Annotated in this window: 15 protein-coding genes and 1 pseudogene; 5 read left to right on the plus strand and 11 right to left on the minus strand. The window is 69.5% G+C overall.

What is annotated here, in order from left to right; all coding sequences use genetic code 11:
• Window positions 1–30 precede the first annotated feature (30 nt).
• Entirely contained in the window at window positions 31–1053 is a 1023-nt protein-coding gene (locus tag CDO52_RS14805) for a helix-turn-helix transcriptional regulator (protein ID WP_017618954.1), read from the minus strand.
• An 80-nt stretch (window positions 1054–1133) separates the two neighbouring features.
• A complete protein-coding gene (locus CDO52_RS14810) occupies window positions 1134–1814 on the minus strand; it encodes a helix-turn-helix domain-containing protein (protein ID WP_026125843.1) in 681 nt (226 codons plus the stop codon).
• 301 nt (window positions 1815–2115) lie between these two features.
• Between CDO52_RS14810 and CDO52_RS14815 the strand changes: the two genes are divergently transcribed.
• A complete protein-coding gene (locus CDO52_RS14815; protein WP_017618956.1) occupies window positions 2116–2541 on the plus strand; it encodes a hypothetical protein in 426 nt (141 codons plus the stop codon).
• A gap of 167 nt (window positions 2542–2708) precedes the next feature.
• On the opposite strand, the gene CDO52_RS14820 is transcribed toward CDO52_RS14815, so the two are convergent.
• The 5 genes from CDO52_RS14820 to CDO52_RS14835 all read right to left on the minus strand — a co-directional run bounded on the left by CDO52_RS14820 (window position 2709) and on the right by CDO52_RS14835 (window position 7744).
• Complete coding sequence (locus CDO52_RS14820; protein ID WP_232524190.1) at window positions 2709–3341, minus strand: CBS domain-containing protein; 633 nt, start codon at window positions 3339–3341, stop codon at window positions 2709–2711.
• 8 nt (window positions 3342–3349) lie between these two features.
• A complete protein-coding gene (locus CDO52_RS27480) occupies window positions 3350–3502 on the minus strand; it encodes a hypothetical protein (protein ID WP_017618958.1) in 153 nt (50 codons plus the stop codon).
• A 198-nt stretch (window positions 3503–3700) separates the two neighbouring features.
• Entirely contained in the window at window positions 3701–6133 is a 2433-nt protein-coding gene (locus tag CDO52_RS14825; protein ID WP_017618959.1) for a glycoside hydrolase family 65 protein, read from the minus strand.
• Window positions 6130–6897, minus strand: coding sequence for an HAD family hydrolase (locus CDO52_RS14830; RefSeq protein ID WP_017618960.1), 768 nt, complete (start codon window positions 6895–6897; stop codon window positions 6130–6132). The genes CDO52_RS14825 and CDO52_RS14830 overlap by 4 nt, the downstream gene beginning before the upstream one ends.
• A 181-nt stretch (window positions 6898–7078) precedes the next feature.
• Window positions 7079–7744 (minus strand): TetR/AcrR family transcriptional regulator, encoded by a 666-nt coding sequence (locus CDO52_RS14835; RefSeq protein WP_017618961.1) that lies wholly within the window; start codon window positions 7742–7744, stop codon window positions 7079–7081.
• A 101-nt stretch (window positions 7745–7845) separates the two neighbouring features.
• On the opposite strand from CDO52_RS14835, the gene CDO52_RS14840 reads away from it, so the two are divergent.
• Complete coding sequence (locus tag CDO52_RS14840) at window positions 7846–8562, plus strand: class I SAM-dependent methyltransferase (RefSeq protein WP_198345735.1); 717 nt, start codon at window positions 7846–7848, stop codon at window positions 8560–8562.
• Between the two features lie 493 nt (window positions 8563–9055).
• On the opposite strand, the gene CDO52_RS14845 is transcribed toward CDO52_RS14840, so the two are convergent.
• Window positions 9056–9418 (minus strand): hypothetical protein, encoded by a 363-nt coding sequence (locus CDO52_RS14845; RefSeq protein WP_157745572.1) that lies wholly within the window; start codon window positions 9416–9418, stop codon window positions 9056–9058.
• 390 nt (window positions 9419–9808) lie between these two features.
• Here CDO52_RS14845 and CDO52_RS14850 point away from each other — a divergent pair, with 390 nt between their 5' ends.
• Complete coding sequence (locus tag CDO52_RS14850; RefSeq protein WP_051060764.1) at window positions 9809–10969, plus strand: site-2 protease family protein; 1161 nt, start codon at window positions 9809–9811, stop codon at window positions 10967–10969.
• Between the two features lie 30 nt (window positions 10970–10999).
• Here CDO52_RS14850 and CDO52_RS14855 read toward each other — a convergent pair whose 3' ends face one another.
• Window positions 11000–11881 carry an SAM-dependent methyltransferase gene (locus CDO52_RS14855; protein ID WP_017618965.1) on the minus strand — a complete coding sequence of 294 codons (882 nt, stop codon included), beginning with the start codon at window positions 11879–11881 and terminating at the stop codon, window positions 11000–11002.
• Window positions 11882–12512: 631 nt separating this feature from the next.
• Between CDO52_RS14855 and CDO52_RS29480 the strand changes: the two are divergent.
• Together CDO52_RS29480 and CDO52_RS28725 are read left to right on the plus strand one after the other, a co-directional pair.
• Window positions 12513–13151 (plus strand): annotated as a pseudogene (locus tag CDO52_RS29480) (tetratricopeptide repeat protein); the annotation flags it as partial.
• A 225-nt stretch (window positions 13152–13376) separates the two neighbouring features.
• Window positions 13377–14579 (plus strand): tetratricopeptide repeat protein, encoded by a 1203-nt coding sequence (locus tag CDO52_RS28725; protein WP_232524194.1) that lies wholly within the window; start codon window positions 13377–13379, stop codon window positions 14577–14579.
• A 402-nt stretch (window positions 14580–14981) separates the two neighbouring features.
• Here CDO52_RS28725 and CDO52_RS14865 read toward each other — a convergent pair whose 3' ends face one another.
• Window positions 14982–16226, minus strand: coding sequence for a hypothetical protein (locus CDO52_RS14865; RefSeq protein WP_017618968.1), 1245 nt, complete (start codon window positions 16224–16226; stop codon window positions 14982–14984).
• Window positions 16227–16703: 477 nt separating this feature from the next.
• A complete protein-coding gene (locus CDO52_RS14870; RefSeq protein WP_152471641.1) occupies window positions 16704–19757 on the minus strand; it encodes an AfsR/SARP family transcriptional regulator in 3054 nt (1017 codons plus the stop codon).
• Window positions 19758–19981 lie beyond the last annotated feature (224 nt).

The raw sequence follows: 19981 nt of genomic DNA on the forward strand, positions 1-19981 counted from the left end.
GTGCTTTTCGCATCCTGGGTGTCGGGTGGTTCACGGGGCCGCCTCCCCGTAGACCGCGGCGGTGGCGCGGGCGAACTCGGCGAGGCGGGTGCGCAGCTCGGGCGGGCCGAGGACCTCGATCTCGGGGCCGTACCGCACGAATTCCGAGACCGCGATTTCGACCGATTCGACGCGCAGCTCGACCTCGTAGCGGCCGTCCTCGCCCACCTCGGCACCGGAGGTCCCGGCGGCGGTGATGGCGCTGGACAGTGCCCGCACCAGCTCCAGCCCGAGCGGCGTAAGGCGTACCCGGGCGCGAAGGGAGTGTCGGCTCTCCTCGAAGTCGCGCGACCAGATCGCCCACTGCTCGGCCAGATCGAAGCCTTCGGGCCGCTGGAACACGACCCCGGTGTCGGTGAGCTCCTCGATGCGCGTGACCCGAAACGTGCGCACCTGCCGGGTCGGCGGGCGGTCGCTGTCCGCTCGCGCGGACTCCGGACGCGCGGCGTGCGGGCGAGCGAGAAAGTACCAGGTGCCGGCCTTCAGCACCAGACCGAGAGGGTCCAATGTCCGCCGGACGTGGCGCCCATCGTAGCGGCGGTAGGCGACCTCGACCGTGTGCTCCTCCCACACCGCCGCGGCCAGGGCCGACAGGTGGGGGACCGGGTCGCGGTCCTGCCACCAGCCGGGCGCGTCCAGATGGAAGCGGGAGCGCACGCGCTCGGCGCGCTCGCGCATCTCCGCGGGGAGCGCGGCCAGCAACTTGAGATTGGCCGCGGCCATCTCGGCGCCCAGCCCGAGCTCGGCGGCGGCGCCGGGCACCCCGGTCAGGAACAGCGACTCGGCCTGGCCCTCGGTGAGGCCGGTGAGCCGGGTCCGGTAGCCCTCCATCAGGCTGTACCCGCCGCCGGTGCCCCGGTCGGCGTAGATCGGGACGCCCGCGGCGTTGAGCGACTCCACATCCCGGTAGATGGTGCGCTCCGAGACCTCCAGCTCCTCGGCGAGCCGGGCCGCCGTCATCCGGCCCCGGTTCTGCAGAAGGAGGAGCAGGGAGAGCAGTCGACTGGCGCGCATGGGCCCAGTATCGCGCGCATTCCTGACAATGAGTGTCAGGTGCCGGGCCGCGTGCCGCCTCCTGATCGACCTGGCCCTAGCTAGGGCGCCCACCGCGAGCGGACGCGTCGGCCGGTGATCCGGTGCGGGAAGATCCGGACATAGGTAGCACGGTCGCCGCCCGGCCACGGTCGGACGGGAACGGCGGCCAGTATGGCCATCAGCTCCGCCGAGCCGCTCACCTGCCGCGCGCGGCCCGCGACCAGAACGCTCCACCCCTCGCTCATCGCCCCGTCGATCGCGTCCACCTCGAAGCCGACATCGCCGCGCGCGTAGCGGTCGATGGTCCCGCCCGCCAGCGTCCGGAGCAGGACCGTGCCGTCGACCACCGCGAAATTGACCGGCAGGACACTGGGCCATGTCTCGTCCGCGACGTGAAACGCGAGGCGTCCCACACCGCCGGGCTCGATCAGCTCCAGGCACTCCTCGCGGCTGAGCTCACGCAGCTCGGCGTCGGCGATGTAGGTGGGGTGGCAGCCGGGTGGTGCATCGGATTCGGCGCCGAGGAGCGCCTCGGCCGACGTCCGCAGCGCACGGGCGAGCCGGTGCAGCGCCGCCCGGGTGAGCTGGGGCGGTGACTCCTCGATATAGGCGACGTACCCCGGGTGCATCCCGGCGCGTCGCGCCACGTCCTCACGGCTCAGGCCGAGCTCGGTGCGGCGGTGGGCCACACGCCGTCCAAGGTCGCCCCTGGCGTGCTCTGGGCGGTGGGTGGTCTTCATGGGCGGCTCCCGAAGGTTGGCGACGACCGGTGGCAGGTGCACGTACGCGCCGACGCCGGAAACGCCATGCCATCGCGCTCCTGTGCCGATCATCGCCTGCTGTGACGGGTGGGACACCGGGCCATAGGGCCCGGCCTGGGGGCCGATGGTCCTGTGGCCGCTGGGGCCGGGATTCGGGACGAAAGACCGGCCGGGTACGGGAACGACGGCGCTAGCGGGGCCCGTCCACGGTGTCGAGACTGGCCGGTGCCAGCCACCCGCAGTCGCACCCGTCGACGGTGCCGGTCCGAGGGGGATCGCCATGAAACGCACGGAGGCGTGGAGAGACCAGCGCGCCACGGTCTCCCTGGCCCGGGGGTTCGACGTGATGGTCATCGCGCACCTGAAGGACAGGCTGACGGCCCTCGACCGCCGGTTCTGCCCGAGCATCCGGCACACGTATGCCGATGTGCGGCACGTGGCGGCCCCGGGATACGGCAAGCTCACGCGCGTCGAGTTGGTGATCGAACTCGGCGTCGGCGTTGCCACCGGATCCGTGCACGCGGTCGCGGACGCCGACAGTGTGTGCGTTGCCGTGGACAAGGTCCTGCGCAGGGCCGTCCGCCTGCTCGTCGCCCGTCATGGGGCGGAGGCCCACGAGCAGGCGCGATGGGTGCCGCCGAACGGGCCGCGCCCGACGGCGTCGGAGCCGGCGGACGGCGACTCCTCGGGCCCCGCTACGGTCTGACGCCACCCCGGCATCCCGCTGTCCCGTTCCCCGCCATCAGAAGGGGAATCCTGGCGGCGGCCCCGTGGACGTCGCGCCCGCGGTGTGCCGGGCTGCCGCGGTCGTGCCGACATCCGGCCCGCGCCACACGGCGAAGCCGCCGCTTCCCTCTGAGGGCAGGGACGGCGTCACGGAGCGGCGGCCGTGTGCACCGGCCGTAAGGCCGGCGCACAACCAGAGGCCTCCACGACCACGCGGCTCACCCCGGGCACGGTCCGCGCGATGCTCGCCACCAGCGAACTCTCCGACGCGCTGTGTCCGTTGGAGCCGGACAGGTGCGCGACACCGTCCCGGACACGGACGTCCCACCCTCGCGTATACGGGCCGCGCACGCTGAGCGCCGTCAGCACCTCGCGCCGAATTCGGTCATCGGGACGGGCATACGACCGCAGCAGCTCGCGGCGGCAGACCATGCCGACAACGCTGCCCTCGTCCACCACCGGAACGCACCGGACGCGGGCGCGGCACATGCGATCCGCCAGCTCCGCGACATCGCCGACCTCGGTGGCCGTGACCACCCTGCGGGTCATCACATCGGCGACCCGGAGCGGCAACGGCGTACGCGGCTCCGAGCGCGGGATCATCGACGCCCGCGGATCGGCCTCCATGCGGTCGCGCAGCAGGTCGACCTCGGCCACGATCCCGCTGAGCGTCCCACCGGCACCGATGACCGGCGCGGCCTCGACGCCCGTACGTACGAACTCGGCGGCCGCCTCCTTGACCCGCGTGTCCTCCGTCAGGAGCAGACGGGGCGCCGTCATCGCCTCTCTCACCAGCATCGCCGCCGCCCCTCACGCCGTGTCGCGGTGACGTCCTCGCCCCGGATCGTCGGCGTGGCGCGGAACGGGACGAAGGGAAAGTCGAACAGCTCCGCGACATCGGGCACGAGGGTGTGCCTGCCGTGCATCTCCAGTGCGTTCATGGTGCTGCCTCCTCGGGCGTGAGCCTCGGGATCGGGCGCGTGTCCAGCGCGGTCTGGGCGCTGGTCGCGCTCCGGTCGGGTACCCCTCACCCCACCTTCGCCGGTGGAGGTGGGACAGGGGAGAATGTCGGGGCGCCGTAGGCCCTTGGTCACCCGCTCGCGATGACGGCCCGCGCCGTGCGTCCGGAGGCGGCGCCACTACGCGCCCGCTGGTTCCTCCCGCGCGCGATGCGGCCCGAACACCCGGCGGGTCCCTGGATGGATGGTGAACCTGCGCCCGGCGAGCTCCACATCGATCGGCGGCTCCTCCGAGCTCGGCACGGTGATGGCCACCTGGTCCTCGCGCACGGCCACCTCGATGCCCCAGTGCCCCCGGTAGCGGATCCGGAAGGTGAGCCGGTCGAGCTCCGACGGCAGCAGCGGGTCCAGCCGCAGTACTCCCTCCGCCGCGGCCAGGCCCGTGTAGCAGCGGGTGAGGATGTCCACGGTCCCCGCCATCGCGCCCAGGTGGATGCCCTCGGCGGTCGTCCCGCCCTGCACGTCCTCGATGTCCGAGCGCAACGCCTCCAGGAAGAACCGCCAGGACGACTCGCGGTCGGTGTGCGCCAGCACCCACGCGTGCACCACCGAGCTCAGCGTCGACCCGTGCGAGGTGCGGGCCAGGTAGTAGTCGATCGTCCGCCCGATGAGGCCGGGATCGCACGCGTAGCCCAAGCGGCGCAGGATCGACGCGAACTCGTCGGGCGGCAGCAGGAAGAACAGCATCAGCACGTCGGCCTGCTTGGACGCCCGGTAGCGGTTGCACGTGTCGCCCTCGGCCTCCAGGATCCGGTCGAGGCGGCGGATATCGCCGTAGGTGGCCCGGTAGCCCTCCCAGTCCAGCTCGGCCAGGTCGGCGTAGCCGTCGAACTGGCTGATGACCCCGTCGTGGAAGACCACGCGCATCCGCTCGGTGATCCGGCGGAACTCCGCCAGCTCCTCGGGCGTCAGCTCCAGGGCATCCCGCAGCTCGCGGCTGCGCCACTGGGGCAGGGCCGCCACCACGTCCAGCGCCCGGAGCAGCACCCACACCGTCATGATGTTGGTGTAGGCGTTGTCGTCGAGCCCGGGCTCCTCCCGGCCGGGCATGCCGTCGTGGTATTCGTCGGGCCCCATGACACCGCGGATCCGGTAGCGGCCCATCTCCTCGTCGAACACGGTGAGCGAGGCCAGCATGCGGGCGATCTCCAGCAGCAGTTCCGCACCGAAGTCGGCGAGGAACGCCCTGTCGCCGGTGACCTGGTAGTGCTGCCAGACGTTGTAGGCGATCGCGATGCCGACATGGCGCTGCAGGCGCGAGTGGTCCGGCAGCCACCGGCCCGACTGGGGATTGAGGTGCAGGCGCTGGGTCTCCTCCCGCCCGTCACTGCCGCTCTGCCAGGGGAACAGGGCCCCGCGCAGGCCCGCGGCGCGCGCCGCCGCCCGCGCCTGGGGCAGGCGGCGCCAGCGGTAGCGCAGCAGCGACCGCGCGGTCTGCGGAAAGTGCAGATCGAGGAAGGGGAAGACGAACAGCTCGTCCCAGAAGACATGCCCCCGGTAGGCCTCGCCGTGCAGGCCGCGCGCGGGAACCCCGACATCGAGGTCGGCGGAGTGCGGCGACACGCTCTGCAGCAGGTGGAAGACGTGCAGGTTGAGCGCCAGCTGGCCCTCCCCGCCGCCGATGTCCACGGCACACGACCGCCAGATCCGCTCCCACGCGGCGGTGTGGCGCCGCAGCACCTCGTCGAACGAGCCGACCCGCCCCACCGCCTCGCGCGCCGCGGTCAGGCAGTCGCTGATGGCGGGGTCGCGCGATGTGCAGAGCGCCACCACCTTCTCCACGGTGGCCCCCTGCCCCTCGGCGATGTCGACCCGCGGCTCACAGGCGATCCAGCCATCCGATGTGCACACGGCCGGGCGCTCGCCGACGACGCTGTCCGGCGACTCCGGGACCATCGTGGTCCGGGCGGCCAGGGCGATGCGGACCTCGGAGGTGCAGGTCTCGGCGCGCAGCCAGATGCGGCAGGCGTCCCCGGGCCCGGAGCGGTCATAGCCGGTATCCAGGGGCCGCAGGTGGTCGCCGCGTAGCATGGCGTAGCGCGGCACGCCCTCGTTGCGCACGCACGCGTCCAGCGCCGAGCGCACTGTGAGGCGCCCGCTCCAGTTCTCCGGGACGAGGGTCGTCTCCAGCGCGGCGATGCGCGGATCGGCCATCGAGACCAGGCGCCGCTGGGTCAGCCGCGTCACCCGGCCCGCGTGGTCGCGCACCCGGCAGGTGCGGGTCAGCACGCCGCGCCGCATGTCCAGTTCCTGGCGCTGGTCGACCGCGTCTTCGGTGGTGAACCAGGCGCCGTCCTCGGCCCGGAACGTCAGCGGAAGCCAGTCCGGGGCGTTGACCAGGTCCTCGTTCTCCACCTCGTGGTCCGCGACCGCAGAGGTGAGCCGGTTGTAGCAGCCCGCGATGTAGGTTCCCGGGCGGCGCGAGGCGTCCGCGTGCGGCTCGGGCGTCGCGCCCCGGGGGGCGAAGCAGCCGTTGCCCAGCGTGCACAGCGCCTCCCGCACCCCCGCGTGTTCGGGGCCGAGGTCGTCGTAGGTCAGTTCCCACACACTCACGGGGCGGCTCGCACGATGTCGAGTTCGGCCAGGTCACCGACGACGATGTCGGCGCCGCGGCTGTACAGCTCGCCGCGCTGGCCGGTACGGTCCACACCGATCACCTGCCCGAAGCCGCCACGACGCCCCGCCTCGACGCCGACCAGGGAGTCTTCCACCATGGCGGTGCGCTCCGGGGCAACGGCGAGCCGCCGGGCCGCCTCCAGGAACAGCGCCGGGTCGGGCTTGCCCGGGAAGTGGAGCCGGGCGGCGTCGACGCCGTCAACCCGCGCGTCGAACCAGCCGTCCACGTCGGCGGCGTGCAGGACGGCGGCGCAGTTGCGGCTGGCCGACACGGCGGCGGTGGCGATGCCCGCGTCGCGCAGTCGGCGCAGCAACGCGACAGTGGAGGGGTAGGCGTGGACGGGATGGCGCTGGATGTGGTCGCGGAAGTACCGGTCCTTGCGGGCGGCCACCGACGCGACGGTGGCGGTGTCGGATGAGCCCGGGGAAGCGGTCTCGGGCACGGTCACGCCGCGCGACGCAAGGAAGGTGCGCACGCCGTCGGCTCGTGACCGGCCGTCGACGAACTCGAGGTAGTCCCGGCCGGGGTCGAAGGGGCGGAGGGGCGCTCCGGTCGGGCTGGTGCGGGAACGCAGAACGTCGTCGAAGACGCGCTTCCACGCGGCGGCGTGGACAGAGGCGGTGTCGGTGACGACACCGTCCACGTCGAAGATGACGGCGGAAAGTTCATCGACGGGGACCTGCGCGCGTTCGGGTACCACCGTTCCCTCCCTGGAAACGACGCGTGTGGCGGAGAAGTGCGCCTGATCTCATGACATCACCCCGGGGGCGGCACGAGCGAGGACGTTGGGCGCGCATTGGCGGGTCCGATGGGAATGGCGGGGGAGCGCTGCGCCGCGCCGGCACCCATGGGCTCCCTGCCCGGGCCGCAGTGGCGGTCGATCATTCTCCGGTGCCGCGGGAGTCGGTGCACCGCGCCGCCTGGATGACACCGTCGACCGCAGCCGCGATCCGCCGGGCCGCCGCCGCGGGGTCGGGCTGTCCGGCGTCGAGCCAGGCGATGACCGCCTCGATGGCGACCGTGGGCACCAGGTGCGCCGCCCATGCCTCCCACCCGGGATCGGGGATGAGGCCGGACAGGTTGCGGCGCGCTACCTCGACGACGCCGTCGTTGAACCAGGCCATCCGGTCGCGGAACTCGGCTTCACGGGTCGCGTAGCGGAACAGCAGCCGGAAGCCGTCCGGCTCGTCGGCGGCCGCGCGGACCAGTGCCGGAATGCTGTCCTCGGTGAACTCGTCGGCGCCTACGGACGCGATGAGCCGGTCGCATGCCCGGTCGAGTACGGCGCGGTACAGGTCGCTCTTGGAGTCGAAATGCCGGTACAGGATGGCCCGGCTGATTCCGGCCTCGGCCGCGATGTCGTCGAGGCCGGTGGCGCTGAACCCGGAGCGCGCGAAGGCGCGGGTGGCGGCGGCCAGGATCTGTTCGCGGCGCTCGGTGCGGCGCAGCCGTCGTCGCGGAGTGGACCTGTCCGCGGAGTCCGCTGCGGCGGCCGCGTGCTGCGCCGGGGCCGTCGTTTCCCCGAGCTCGTGCCCATGGGGGGTCATCGCCGCTCCTCCTTACACCACGATGTAGACGTGAGTGTTTACAAAACGGATTGTCGACTCTATAGTATACAAAACCGGGTCGCGAACATCGGGAGTGCGCCATGACCGGAGACCACCAGCCGCCCCACCACCCCACGGACCCGCCGGGACGGGCGCGACGGGCGGGGCGAACGCGCGGTATCGATCTGCGCCACCCGATCTTCGCCCGCGTGTGGCCTCGGCTGCGCGTGCGAATAGACGCCGAAGGATTCGCCGAGCGCCGCCGCGCTCTCCTAACCGGGCTCAGCGGACGCATCATCGAGGTGGGGGCGGGCGACGGTGCGAACTTCGCCCACTATCCACCCGAGGTCACCGGTGTGCTCGCCGTGGAACCCGAGCCCCGCCTGCGAGGGCTGGCGCGCACGGCCGCCCAGGATGCTCCCGTGCCGGTCGAGGTCGTCGCGGGCGTCGCCGAAGACTTGCCGGCCGACGACGCGGCCTTTGACGCCGCCGTCGCCTGCCACGTGCTGTGCTCCCTGCGCGACGAGGCGAGGGCGGTGTCAGAGATGTACCGCGTCGTCCGGCCGGAAGGGCGGCTGCGCTTCCTCGGGCACGTGCGCTCGGCCCGCCCCGTCGTCCGCCGCGTGGAACGGCTCGCCGACGCCACCATCTGGCCGCGCCTGGCCGCCGGCTGCCGCCTCGGCCGTGCGACCCTCGACAGCCTGGAGCAGGCCGGGTTCACCCTCCGCTGCGAGGATCTGGTGTGGTTCGAGTTCCCCGAGGCACGGTTCCCGACCCCGGGCGGACAGCACGTCGCCGGAGAACTGCGCCGCCCGTAGCGCGGATCGGCTGAGGCAGCGACCGAGCGTGAGCAGGGGACGGGAGAATCCATGCCCGGCCCGTCTCGCTCGATCTGTTTACCGGGTCTCCTTCGAGGATGACCCGGCTTCGGCCGGGGGAGGAATCGATCCCCTGCGGAGCAGGGCAAGGACGGGGTTTCGACGCCAGGGCGAAAGACCGCCCACGTGATCGGGTAGTCGGGTACGGCGTACCGCGTGCATTGCGAGAACCAAGACGGCACACAACGACCCAGCGTTGCCGTATCAAACCGGGCAGATTCCGTCCCGGCTGGTGGTGAGGGAGTACGACCTTTCAGGTCGCTGGCCTGTGGGGCTTCCTGAGCCAGGAATCCCCCTGCTTTAGCCGGGGGAGGGTTCAATGTCCCGGTCGGAGCGCTACGCGGTGAGCAGATCACCTTTGAACGGCCCGCGACCCGACCGGGGCGCCGTTTCGGACGGCGCCCCGGCGAAGGTGCGGTTCGGCTCCAGGGCGCTACGACCAACGCGTGCAGCGTGAGCCCTTGCACCCACGGGTGAGGAACTTCTTGACCCCGTGGTAGAAACCCGATTCGGGAAGGGTCATCACCCTCCCGTCGAACCATCCCTGCACGTAGACGCCGTGCGTACCGCTCCAGGTCCAGCTGCCGCCGTAGTAACCGCCGCCCTGGGCGTTCCAGGTTCGGCAGGCCGTCGCCTTGCCCGGCCCGGGCGGGTTGTGGGTCCGGCAGACGCTGCCCTTCGGCGCGATCGTCCCGTCGGGCGCGTCGGAGGCGCTCGCTGGAGTGGCGCCCAGCGCGAGGACGGGACCCGCGATCGCAATTCCGAGAAGGAACATTCTGAGGGGGCTTCTCGGCATCTCCTTTCCTCCTTTGATTCTCGGAGGCAGTGAGTCGAGATAATGGTATAGATCAACACGTGCCGCACTGTTTCTCGGTATGTTCAATTTAAAATGGAATATCGTTCTGGCTGGTGGGTGGTGTGGTCAGGTCGCTTCGTGCCGAGCCGTCCGGTGCGGGGGGGGTGGCGCGTGGGACACAGGGGACTCCGCGCTGTTGTTCGGTGGCGGGTGAAAAGATTTCCGTGCCCGGTGGCCGCGTGGGTTCATCCCCCACCGCGACGGTGCCCGGCACGTATCCCATCAGCGCCATAGCATGGGATCAGACACCGCCGCCCCGCCGACGCGGCGGGCAGCGGCAGCAGGGGAGACCCCACTCGGGCGGCCGAGCCGCCGGAGAGGACAGGTGCCGTGCAGGAGACGTTTCGCCTGGGACATCTGGCCGGGATACGCGTGGGCGTCCACTGGAGCGTCCTGGTCATCTTCGCCCTGATCGCCTTCGGCCTGGCCCAGATTCGGCTGCCCGGCGTCTACCCCGACCGCGCCCTGTGGCTCTACTGGGCGGTCGGACTCGTCACCGCCGTCGTGTTCTTCGCGTCCCTGCTGGCGCACGAACTCGCCCACGCCATCGTGGCCCGGAAGAACGGCGTCCGGGTCGACGGCATCACGCTGTGGCTGCTCGGTGGCGTCGCCCGACTCCAGGACGAGGCCGCCAGCCCCTCCGCGGAACTGCGCATCGCCGGGGTCGGCCCGCTCGTCAGTCTCCTCGCGGGCCTCGGGTTCGGCGTCGTTGCCGTGGCGATCGGCCAGACCATCGGCCCCGGCCTGGTCCTGGAAGCGGCCGCATGGCTGGCCGCGATCAACATCCTGCTGGCCCTCTTCAACGTGATCCCCGCCGCGCCACTCGACGGCGGTCGGCTCCTGCGGGCCTTCCTGTGGTGGCGCACCGGAGACCGCGTCCGCGCCACGCTCGGAGCATCCACCGCCGGCCGCACGTTCGGCTGGACACTGGTGCTGCTCGGGCTCTTCCTCTTCCTGCAGGGCGTCGCCCTCAGCGGGATCTGGCTCGCCATCATCGGCTTCTTCCTCATCAGCGCCGCCACAGCCGAGGGCCGCCACGCCGAGATGCGCGGCGCGCTGGCCGGGATCCCGGTCCGCGAAGCCATGACCCCCGACCCGGTCACCGCACCGGCCGACACCACCATCGCCGAATTCCTCGACGGCCCGCTGTTCCGCTACCGTCACTCGGCCTTCCCCATCACCCGCGACGGCACGGCGCCGCTCGGGATGGTGTGCATCCACCAGCTCCGGAACATCCCTGTAGGCGAGCGCTCCACGACCACGCTCGGCGACATCATGCTGCCCCGGGACGCGATCGTCACCACCTCGCCCGACGAGCCCCTGACCGAGGTGCTCCCCCGCATGGAGTCCGGATCCGACCAGCGTGCCCTCGTTCTCGACGGCGAGAGCGTCGTCGGCATCCTGACGCCGACCGACATCAGCCGCGTCCTCACCTGGCTGACCACCGTCCGGCCCCTGGGCCACGACTACGAGGAGGGGCGGTCCGGCTAGCCGCACCGTCCCGACGCCGCGCGGGCGGCTTCACCCGCGTTTGCGCAGCAGAACCGTGACATAGTCGATGTGGTTCCTGGTGACGCTGCGGAATATCGGCAGGCGCGTGTCCATCCACATCACCGTTTCCGCGCCGAAACGGGCCTCGATCTCGTCGCGGCGATCGCGGTACAGCAGGGCCATGACGTCCGCCGACAGTTTGTAGCTGGAGGACATGTCGACGACCTGGACGATGTCGAATCCGGCCTGGTCGACCTCGCCGAGCAGCACCGGCAAGGGGCGTGGCGGAGGTCCCTCCGCGAACCCGGTGTACACCGCGAGATCGCCCTCGGTGGGGGTACCGCGCAGAACGAACTCGGTCAGCAGGAAGTGCCCGCCCTTCACCAGGACACGGCCTACCTCGCGCAGACCGGCCAGCCGGTCGGACAAGTGGTGGATCGCTTCGATCGCCCACGCGCACGCGAACGTCTCGTCACCGTAGTCGAGGTCCATGGCGTTGCCGTAGACGACCTCGACCTGGCCGCCGAGGTCGGCCGCTCGGATCCTCTCCTCGGCCTCGGCGACCTGGCTCGTACTCACGGTGACACCGGTGACACGCGCCCCACTGCGCTGGGCGGCGCGGATGGCCGGTCCGCCGGTACCGCACCCGACGTCGAGCATGTGTTCGCCCGCGAGCGGCCGCAAGGTGTCGATCAGGTAGTCGGTCTGCCGATCCTGCGCCCTGTCGGCCAGATCGATCACGTCCACGGGGGCCGCGCGTTCTCCCGGCGTAATCCACATGCCCGAATGAATCGCGCTGTCGCCAAGGACCATGCCGTAGAAATCGCCGTATTGGTCGTAGGACGCCCCGATCTCCTCGGGGGTCGGGATCGTGGGGCCATCGGACGTGCCGGACTCCTGATCGGCGGTCATATGGGGGTCTCCTTCCAGCCGGAGCCGACTGCTTCCGCTTCCGGTTCTCCTCGCAGGCCGACGGGCAGCGGAACAGGAGCCCACCCCCGACGAGCACGACCGCGAAACTACCCCGCCACCGCGTCCGACGCTACCCTTGGTAAGCACTGTGTGACGCGCGAGTATCGACGTCGCGCGCGGGCGGATCCCGCGCCGCGCTGCGGACGCGCGGGGACCTGGTGGCGGAGCCGTAGGGGTGAATGAAGAACAACCCTCCTTCGATCGGGTGGCATCAGGTCGGGGTGATCGTGGGGGCGGCTGTATTTTCCAGCATTTCTTTTTGTGTTGAATTTTCACGATTATCCATGTCACGACAGGTGGCGTGGTGTGGGTGAGGTGATTCTTATCCATGTGGAATATGTGGGAAGTGATGCAATGTGGAAGGCGGGGGATTGGTCCCGGGGCCGAACGGAGCGTGTGATTTGACGGTGTTACCGTGGGCATCCTTGGAAAGCCAAGGGATCGGAGATCAATGCCCGCGGAGTGTGCAGGGGCAGGCGGCGATCCTCGCCCGGATATCCGACAGGATTCGCCTGACGAGAATCAGAATCACGTTGCCGGCGAGACACGCGGAAACGTTGTCCAGGCGGGAATGATCCATGGTGACGTGCACTTTCACTACTCCGTGAACCCGCCAGCGCCAACGCGCCCCTCCCAGTTGCCCCTCGCGCCGCCTACATTCACCGATCGATATGCGGAACTGAACCTCCTCGGAGAACAGCTTCGGCAGGCCCGGTGCCAGCGGGAAACACGTCTGGTCGTGGTCATCGGAACAGGCGGCGTGGGAAAAACAGCGTTGGCCGTCCATTTTCTTCGGGACGCCCTGGACAACTTCCCCGACGGGCAGCTCCATGCCGACCTTGCGGGGTTCACTCCATCGACGATCCCCGTCGACCCCGGACACGCCCTGGGCACCTTCCTCCGTTCGCTCGGCATCGCCCCAGCGGAGATCCCCCACGACACGGCCTCCCGCGCAGCTCTGTTCCGCTCCCGTACCCAGGGAAGGCGTCTGGCCGTCCTGCTGGACAACGCGGCCTCGGCCGCTCAGGTTCTGCCGCTCCTGCCAGGTAACGGCGGGCATCTGGTGGTCATCACCACCCGGCGCCACCTGGCGCGCTTGGTAACGCACGGTGCCCAGTTCCTGGAAGTACGCCCCTTGGACACCCTCAATGCGGTCCGTCTCCTCAGCGTCCTCGTCGGCCACCACCGCGACGACCTCGGCGCAGAGGACAGTCGGCGGCTCGCAGTGCTCTGTGGTGGTCTGCCGCTCGCTGTCTGCGCCGCCGCAGGGCGTCTGGTACTGCGCCCCGGCCGCCCCGCCGCGCGAATGATCGCCGACCTCGCGGGAGAGCGGCGCCGACTCGGTGCGCTCAGTCAGGACGACGAGGTGTCCGTGCGCGCCGTTTTCGATGTCTCCCACGCCGCTCTTCCCGGTGACGCCGCCCGCCTTTACCGATTGCTCGGTCTCCACCCGGGCCGGACCTTCGACGTCGCGGCCGCCGCCGCACTGGCGGAGACCGACGAGTTCGAGGCCGAAGACCTGCTCGAATACCTCGTATCAGCGAGCCTGCTGGAAGAACGCGCCACGAGCGGACGCTACGACTTCCACGACCTGGTGCGCATTCACGCCCGCGAGCGCGCCCACGAACACGAGGCACCCGCGGAACTCGATGCCGCGTTCGACCGGCTGGTCGACCACTATCTGCGCACCGCCGTCTCCGCTGACCTCAGAATCAACCCGGGACGCTGGCGCCTGAACCCGCTCTTCGACGAGGTCCGTGGGCACGAACGCTTCGCGGACCAACGGTCCGCTCTGCTCTGGCTCGAAACAGAGCTGCCCACCCTGGGCGAACTCGTCCGACTCACGTGCGAGACGGAAAGACACTCTGCGACGTGGCAGTTGTGCGAGTCCCTGTGGGGATTCTTCGTTCTCCGCAAGCACTACGACGAGTGGGTGGAGTGCCACCGGTCCGGGCTGGTCGCGGCCGAGGCCCTCGGCGACCATGCGGCCCAGGCCTGGATGTTGACGGCCTTGGCCAGTGCCTCCCTCGGCCTTGGCCGACCCGATCAAGCCGAGGAAGACGCCGCTGGGGCACGCCGACGGTGGCGCGAGGCCGGGCATCGTCTTGGCGAGGCGGCGGCCCTCGACCGGCTGGGGACTGCTGCGCTGGCCCGCGAGAGTCCGCGAACGGCGATCACGTACTTCTCCGAGGCGTTGAAGATCCACGACGAGCTGGGCCGGAGCCGCGGCGTAGCGCTGATGCGCCGCTATCTGGGGGAGGCATATCGCGACGGCGGCGACTCCGACGCCGCGAATGCCTATTTCGACCGCGCTCGCCACTACTTCAGCTCCGTCGGCGATGAGTACCACACCGCTCGGACGCTGACCGCCCAGGCCACCGGCCACCTCATGGCCCGTCGACTCCCTGAAGCCGAGGAAGCGCTGGATGAGGCGCTGCGACTCCAGAAGAGTGTCGGAGCCCATCACGAGGTCGCCCGGGTCCACTCACTGTTGGGACGGCTGGCGTCGATGCTGGGGCGATGGGATGACGCCCGGAAGCATCTGCGGGAAGCACTCGCCATCTATAGCGGACTCGGAGCCCGTCAAGCCGGCGCCATCGCACAGACCCTCGCGGAGCTAGACGAACGGGAGCCGTGATCGCGCTGTGAAGCCCCGGGGCGAGGCCACCGTCCCTGTCGCCGAGTTCACGGCTCGGCCTGCCGGAGGCCGACCAAGTGTGCATCAGCCAGAGGAGCGGCCCCGGCCATCGCGGGTCGCCGACCCGCGGGCAGGTGAGGGGATCCTCGTCGCGGAGGAGGATGGTCCACACGGCGCGACCGCGCACTGCGACGGCCAGGCAACCCGGCGCGCGGGTCAGGACGTCCTCGGCGGTGGCGGTGGGTAACGTCCACGGCCAGTCGACGCTGACCACATCGGCGCCTCGGCAGCCGTTCTCGGCTGCGTCCCACCGCCCCCACACGAGGTCATCGGTGGTGGCCGCCGCAGGAGCCGAGCCCGAGGGGTCGTCCACCGCCAGTCTGGACCGCACCAGCAGCGTCCTCATGCGGCTCGCCCCCGGCTCTGTTCTCCGGAGACCAGGTGCGGTGGGGGTACGGGGTGCGTTCGTACGGGGGTGTCCGGCTCGGGGAGGTCGAGCATCTCGTACATGGTGGTTCGGAGCAGTCGGGCCGAGCGCCCCGGAGCCGAGGTGAGCATGTCGCGGTACCAATCCGTCCGATCCGGGACATGGGCGGCGATCGCCGCGTCGACTTGTGCGGGCAGGGAAGCTTCCGCGACCAAGCGCGGCGCCGTCATGCCGAGCAGGGCGACATGCGAGGCGGGATCGACATCCTCGGTCGGAAACGTCCCGAGCAGCACAGGACGCCCGCTCGCCGCCGCGTAGTAGGTCACCGATCCGTGGTCGCCGATGACGAGGTCGGACGCGACCACCGCCGCCCGCCATCCCTCCTCGGGAGGGATCAGGCCAACGTCCGCTCCAGGGGCCGGGTTGAGCCAGGCGCGTACCTGGCGCCGTCCGTGCCAGGCCCACGTGCCGGGATGCGGCACGACGACGACCCGGAACCGCTGCGGATCCAGCTCGGCGCTGAGCCAGGCCGGGAGCTGCGGATGCCGCCCCAGCAGGGAATGGGGGCGGAAGGTCGAGGAGACGACGATCAGTCTCTGATCAGTGACCACCCCCAGCGCCCGCCGGTAGGTATCTCTCCTGGGCAGACTCGCTGTGATCCGGTCGAAGCAGGGGTCGCCGACAACACGGGCGATATCAGCGGCTGCGGGGACGGCGCGGGCGAGGAGCGCCCGGTGCCGTTCATGGCCGAGACCGATGACCGAGGGGACAACGCGTCCGTACGAGATCAGGGAGCCGACGACCGCCCCTGTCACCTCACGCGGAGTTCGGGGGCCATGGCCCATGCCCTGGGGAACGAGCTTGGTGGGGCCGCACCCGTGATGCAGGGTGAGGACGGGGGCATGCAGGCGATCCAGCCCTCCGTGGTGGGCGGCGACGGCCAGGTCGAAGCGCAGGGACGTGGCCTGGTCCCAGGGGAGCACCAGCCCGTCCAGGGAGCGTGCGTAGTCGGATCCGCTCTGGTGGAAGGGCGACGTGGGCGGAACGGTGTAGGCGATCTGCAGTCGGGGGTCGGACTCCAGCAGCGGGACCACGTCCGCGAGCCTGGTTCCGGCGGTCAGGTGGTGGATGACAACGAGCACCGTGCGCTGCGGAGACCACGTCGATCTGGTCGCGCCGTCCAGCCCGAAGGGTCCGACACTCCACGTTGTGCCCACCATCGGCGGTCACCTCCGTCCTCTAGGGAAGCCTGTGGGGCCACGACAGAGGGTGTGCCGAAGGACTCGACAAACGGATTGCGTGGTGCTGACCGGCCCTTGCGAGAACCCTGACAGCGCACTTGCACAACGCTTGCACGCAGGTGAGGGGGTGGTCGCATATGCGTCTGGGGGCCGCGGTGGCTTCCACCAGCTGGTGGAAGCCACCGCGGCCCCCAGACCTGAGCGGTCGAGACGTGGCGGATCAGGCCTCACCAGTAGTCCCGCCACTCGTCGCTTGCGCTCGTCACGTCGCAGAACACCCACTCGGAAGCGAAAGGTGTGAGAACGTTCGCAAACTCGGACATAAGAAAAAACAGGTCCACTGCATTCCCAATCCTGGCATTTCGGATCTACTGGCGGAGAACTGTGCTGCGCGACGAGCTTCCGTCAGCGATTCGTGGCGCGGACGTTGATGTCATCCGCGAACTTGATGCCAGGTTAGCGTAGGGAAGGTGGTGTTGTGTTGTGCTTCGCGGGGAAAGTGGTGAGCCTGGTCAGGATGTCCGCTTCGGGGTGTCCGTGCTCTTGGGCGAGCGTTAAGGCGAGGCTGTAGTGTCGTTCGGCGCTCTTGCGTTGGCCGAGCATGCGGTAGGCGTCACCCATCGACACGAGGATTTCGGCGCGCCGAGAGTGTTCTCCTATCGAACCTGAGATGTCCAGGGCGCCTTGCAGATAGTCCAGAGCTCTAGAGGGAGCGCATTGGTTGAGGTATATTTGCCCGGTTTCGCACATGGTGTCGACCTCAGACCATCGGTCGTGAGTCGAACGATGGAGTTCTAGGGCGTCAGCGTAGTTCCCGAGCGCCCGGTCCCGGTTTCCCAGTTTCGCGTGTATCAGCGCGAGGTTCCCGAGGAATTTGCCTTGGCTGCGTCGATCGTTCAGCGCGCGGAGAAGCCCGATGGCTTCTTCGAGAAGTCGAGCGGACTCGTGGAGTCGGCCGACCCGCATGAAGGCGTGGGCAGCGTTGTTCTTGGCCCCGGCTTGTCCGGGGATGTCCCCTAGCGCGGCATACATCTCGATCGCGCTCGCGAACCCCTCGATCGCCTCGTTGTAAGCCCCTATTTTTGTTCGGCACGTCGCTGTGTACTCGAGATTGCGGGCGATACCGGGGGAGTGGCCGATCTCCTCCCACACGCGGGCGGCTTGTTGGTGGAAGGCGAGGGCCTCGCTGAAGCGACCTGTCAAACGACGGTGTAGTCCGATGAGGTCAAGGGCTTGAGCTTCTCCAATCCGGTCCCGACTGTGACTCCAGAGCCGCAGCGCCTCTGCGAGGTTACCGGACGCTGCGGTCGGGTCACCGTTGCGTAGATAGGCCTTGCCGAGGTCAAAGAGAGCGTGTGCTTGCCCTTTCTGATCGGCGCGCTTCTGGAACAGGTGGTGAGCCCGACGATGGATATCGGTCGCTAATTCCCAGGGGCCGTAGGTGTCGATGAGGTCAGCCAACGCGTGCGCGATCGCTGCTTCGTACCGTTCGAATCCGCCGTGCTCCTGTGCCCAACGAAGCATCGCCAGGAGCGTCGACCGTTCGGTGGAGAACCATTGGGCCGACTCCTCCAACGAGTTGATATCGGGAAGTTCAACAGGGCCGCTTGGCTCGTATTGAAGTCGGTACCGGTGCGGGGCGCGTGCGTGGTCGGCGGCACGGCAGGATTCCAGATAATGGTCGAATACGCGTTGCCGCGTGCTGTGCAGCTCCAGACGTGAGAGTTCCACGTCCGCGTGCCTTCGGGCGAACTCCGACAGCAAATCGTGCATGGTGTAGCGGTGTCGGGAGGGTTCCTCGATGAGTGACGCGTCCAGTAACTCTTCGAGAATGGGAATGACGCTCCTGGCCGACGTTCCGATAAGCGCCGCTGCGGCGTGTACGCCGAACTCGGGTGCGGGATGGAGGCCCAGGCGGAGAAACGCCGAACGGGTGGCCGGATCGAGCGCGTCCAGGCTGACGCGAAAAACCGCCTCAAGGCTGTGGTCCCCTGCACGAAGCTCGGAGATGCGGTCGCGCGTGTAGCGCAGATAGCGGATGACATCGCTCAGCGGCCAGGAGGGGTGCTGGCGCCAGCGGATGGCGACGATGCGCAGTGCCAGGGGAAGGTTGTCGCAGGTTTCCGCCAGGGCGGCGTAGTGGTCGTAGGCGGAGGACGAGTCTCTACCGGAGATGTCCGCGAAGAGCCTGATCGCCTCCTCCTGTCCAGGAGCAGGCAGTCGGAGCACACGGGCTCCTTCCAAGGCGGCCAGTTGGTTCCTTGAGGTGATGACGACCATCCATCCGCTACCCGAGGGCAGCAGCGGGCGGACCTGGGCGGCGTCGGCAGCATCGTCGAGCAGGAGAAGCGCCCGCCTTCCCGACGTGCGGTCGCGCCACAGCGACGTACGCGCCTCAATCGAGGATGGGATGACTTCGGCTGGGACGCCGACCATCAGCAGGAGTTCGTGCAGTGCCTCCAGGGGTCCCTTGGCCGACTGCGGCCTGCTCCCGTGGAGTTCGAGATGGAAGCGACCGTCGGTGAAGTCATCACGGAGGAGATGGGCGCAGTGGATGGCCAGAGTGCTCTTACCGACACCGGGCATGCCGCTGACGACGTGCACACGCGGCGCGGTAGGGGAGGGCGTGCGAGCCACCGTGAGGAGAAGTTCGAGCTGTTCGTGGCGTCCCGAGAAGTCGGGGATGTCGTGACGGAGGTTGTCGCATTGCGGGCCGGGGGCCGACAAGCGCGGGGGCGACGGGGCCGCTCGGTCGGGCGCGGGCGGGCCCTGGGCCTTTTCGGCGCCGCTTGACGAGCGCCGACGCGGCGTGGCCGCCGGTTCCGCTTTCAGGAGGGACTGCAAGGTCCGCTGTAAGTCGGGACCTGGGTTGGTGCCGGACTCCTCGGAGAGGGTGCGCGACATCGTGTGGTAGGCCATGACGGCCTCGGACGTGCGCCCCGCCTGGTGGAGAGCGAGCATGAAGACTTCGGTGAGGCGTTCGTTCAGCGGGTAGCGCGGTGTGTGCGCGGCCAGTGCGTCGGCGACGTCGCACGGCTGTACGTCGTGCGTACGCAAGGCGAGCCGCGCCCATTGCTCCAACGCCGACTGGTGCGCCTGTTCCATTTGGCTCCGCAGGCCGAGCGCCCAGGTCCAGGACTGGTTGTCGAACGGGGTGCCCGTCCAGAGCGCGAGCGCGTCGGTGACCTTGGCCAGCGCGCCCGCAACGTCACCAGCCCGCTGCGCACCCTTCGACTCCGTGCACAGGTGGACGAAGCGCCGCCAGTCGACCGCCTCCAATCCCACCGCGAGCGTATACATTCCGTTCCGCTGGGCGAGGATCGAGCGTCGCACGCCCGCGGCCTCCAGACGGTTGCGCAGGCGGGTGATCGCGGAATGGAGCGTTGGCAGCTTGCCGGTATCGCCTCTCCAGATCCGTTTGAGGATCGATTCTCTGCTGACCGGACGCCCGCCCTCCAGGCCGAGCAGGACGGCGATCTCCAGCTCCCTCCCGTTGCCGAGATCGACCATGTGCTCTCCAAAACGGAGTTCGACCGGTCCCAGAACGCGGAGCTCCACAGAACCTCCTCACGACCTCCTCCCCCCAAACGGGACTAATGCCCGAAATTCCGATCCTTCTGTTGGCCGGACCCTGCCAGCGGAATCCTCGGCCGATAGGATGACTCCTCATGGCATCGTTGGCCTGCGAAGAGTCAGAAGCCGTGTCGCGGGTGAAGTTGAATCAGGTAGGGGAT

It is taken from the genome of Nocardiopsis gilva YIM 90087 (assembly GCF_002263495.1).
Taxonomy (GTDB): domain Bacteria; phylum Actinomycetota; class Actinomycetes; order Streptosporangiales; family Streptosporangiaceae; genus Nocardiopsis_C; species Nocardiopsis_C gilva.

Coding starts and splice junctions, on each gene's coding strand:
- CDO52_RS14855 (WP_017618965.1), bottom strand. CDS start 11,881: ATGACCGCCGATCAGGAGTCCGGCACGTCCGATGGCCCCACGATCCCG.
- CDO52_RS14870 (WP_152471641.1), bottom strand. CDS start 19,757: ATGGTCGATCTCGGCAACGGGAGGGAGCTGGAGATCGCCGTCCTGCTC.
- CDO52_RS27480 (WP_017618958.1), bottom strand. CDS start 3,502: ATGAACGCACTGGAGATGCACGGCAGGCACACCCTCGTGCCCGATGTC.
- CDO52_RS14865 (WP_017618968.1), bottom strand. CDS start 16,226: ATGGTGGGCACAACGTGGAGTGTCGGACCCTTCGGGCTGGACGGCGCG.
- CDO52_RS14810 (WP_026125843.1), bottom strand. CDS start 1,814: ATGAAGACCACCCACCGCCCAGAGCACGCCAGGGGCGACCTTGGACGG.
- CDO52_RS14815 (WP_017618956.1), top strand. CDS start 2,116: ATGAAACGCACGGAGGCGTGGAGAGACCAGCGCGCCACGGTCTCCCTG.
- CDO52_RS14835 (WP_017618961.1), bottom strand. CDS start 7,744: ATGACCCCCCATGGGCACGAGCTCGGGGAAACGACGGCCCCGGCGCAG.
- CDO52_RS14820 (WP_232524190.1), bottom strand. CDS start 3,341: ATGACGGCGCCCCGTCTGCTCCTGACGGAGGACACGCGGGTCAAGGAG.
- CDO52_RS14845 (WP_157745572.1), bottom strand. CDS start 9,418: ATGCCGAGAAGCCCCCTCAGAATGTTCCTTCTCGGAATTGCGATCGCG.
- CDO52_RS14805 (WP_017618954.1), bottom strand. CDS start 1,053: ATGCGCGCCAGTCGACTGCTCTCCCTGCTCCTCCTTCTGCAGAACCGG.
- CDO52_RS14840 (WP_198345735.1), top strand. CDS start 7,846: ATGACCGGAGACCACCAGCCGCCCCACCACCCCACGGACCCGCCGGGA.